Here is a 1,895-nt window from a genome sequence, read left to right on the forward strand (position 1 = left end):
CGGTGGTCTCGCTCGACCCGCAATTGGGAATTGAAGGACGAAGTCTGGCTCAATCCGGAGCGCACGCCCCGGGCCGAATTAAAGCAGTGCGCGTGAAGTGGCGCGACAACTACGTTGACAAACACCGGTCACGCTGGAAATTGTGTATAAGCCGATGGGCTCACTCAGGTTGACGTGCATTTCTTTCGTCGTTGATCGTCACTGGATGTGTGAGGCACCTATGGGGCGAAAATTGACCGATGCCGAACTGGAACTGTACCGACGGGTGGATGAAGTCCTGTACTACGTCTGGGACCCGATCGGGGTTGCACACAGTCCGGCAGCACGCGATGAGTATCAAGGATATCTGCCGAAGGTATTCGCCATGTTGCAGGAAGGAGCAGACGCATCGTCCGTCGCAGCATATCTGGACGCGGTCGCTACCGAAAGAATGGGCTTGCAGGAGAACGGCGAGAATTCAAAACGCGTTGCTAAGTTGCTTCTGGATTGGAAGGCCGAGATTTCCAGACCGCAGTAGCGGAAAATGTCAACTGCTGTCATCGAACCGATGGCCCTAGATTGGTATTAATCCGGTGAGGCTCTGCGGAATGTTTATCGCGTACGGTAACACCATTGCTTTCGTAAATCTCCTCGCGGGGATGATCTTTGCGCGCTTAGGCCTGCCGGAGATGGGCCGTAACGTCCGAGGAAGTTCAACCCCATGGCTTCCGTTTGGAAAAACAAGCCCCCTTCGGATATGGGCAGGGTATCTGGTTCGCCTCATTGTGGTGGCTGTGCTGGTAGCCGTCACGGGCCGTTTTTTTCTCCGGGTGAGTGGCGTGCCAAGTCATCTCGATGACGCTCAATTTTGGCTCGCGAAAATCTCCATTTGCGTGGGAATATTGCTTGATGGGCTTTTCCGGCATTTATCTCGGAAACGACCCAACTAGTACAACATCCCTCAAATACGTTTAATAATTATCGGGCTGCAAATATGGCTGCAGAAGCGTGACGACCACGTCGGCCATTTCGTCGAGCGAACCCATGCCCGGCAGCGGCTCCCAACGCCCACTGTGACTGCGAAAGGCGGCGCCATATCGATTGCGGCCGAGCTCGGTTAGCCGCGCCACCACGGTTGGCTCATCGTCGTCCAGACGTTTGATCAGCAAGTGACGCCCGTAGGCTTGCGTGACGATCTGCTCATGGCCGAGCAGACTGCGCAGTTGACGCTGCAGTTCAGCGGCGTAGTGTTTGGCGGGTAATGCTGGCATCTGCGTCTCTCGATTACGAGGCATCGCCTTGCAGCGGATAGCCCCGGAAACTCCATTTGAAGGGGCGGGCGACCTGATTGTGCTCGCCGACAAACTGCTCGGTGCGCTCGCGCAGGTGCGCGGTGCTGGTGTGGCTGGCATGGCGCAGCACCCGGCGGGTGTAGCGGGCAAACCAGAGTTCGATCTGATTGACCCAGCTCGCGTGCAATGGCGTGAAGTGGAAGTGAAACCGCTTGCCATGCCGGGCATTGAACGCCTGCCAGACTGCTTGGGCGCGATGCGTATTCAGGTTGTCCCACACCACATGCACCTGCTTGCCCGGGTACGCGGTTGCCACGCGCTCCATGAAGGCTACCAGATCGTTCTGGGTACGCCGCTCGCGGCACTCTGCCAGTACCTTGCCGGAATGCACATCCAGCGCGGCAATCAACGCCTGGGTGCCGTGACGAATGTATTCGAATTCTCGGCGGCGCAGCCGTCCTGGGGCGGGCGCCCGTCCCGGGTGCTTGCGCTCGATAGCCTGAATGCCGGTCTTCTCGTCGATGCTCAGCACCACCGCGTTTCGCGGCGCCTTGCGGTATAGCTTGCAAATCACGTTGACCTTCTCGCGAAAGGCCGGGTCTGGACTGTGCAGCCATTGCTGGA

The 1,895-nt window shown here is 58.0% G+C and carries 3 protein-coding genes; 1 reads left to right on the forward strand and 2 read right to left on the reverse strand.

Annotated elements, in window-relative coordinates:
• Positions 1-232: 232 nt before the first annotated feature.
• Positions 233-517, forward strand: coding sequence for a hypothetical protein (locus DID96_RS37570; RefSeq protein WP_221624643.1), 285 nt, complete (start codon positions 233-235; stop codon positions 515-517).
• A gap of 433 nt (positions 518-950) precedes the next feature.
• On the opposite strand, the gene DID96_RS37575 is transcribed toward DID96_RS37570, so the two are convergent.
• Positions 951-1,250, reverse strand: a complete 300-nt coding sequence (locus DID96_RS37575) for a hypothetical protein (RefSeq protein WP_124604345.1) — start codon at positions 1,248-1,250, stop codon at positions 951-953.
• Positions 1,251-1,263: 13 nt separating this feature from the next.
• Positions 1,264-1,895, reverse strand: a 632-nt coding sequence (locus DID96_RS37580; protein ID WP_124604347.1) for an IS630 family transposase, incomplete at its 5' end; no start/stop codon positions are given.

The organism is Burkholderia sp. Bp8963 (assembly GCF_003854275.1).
GTDB lineage: Bacteria > Pseudomonadota > Gammaproteobacteria > Burkholderiales > Burkholderiaceae > Burkholderia.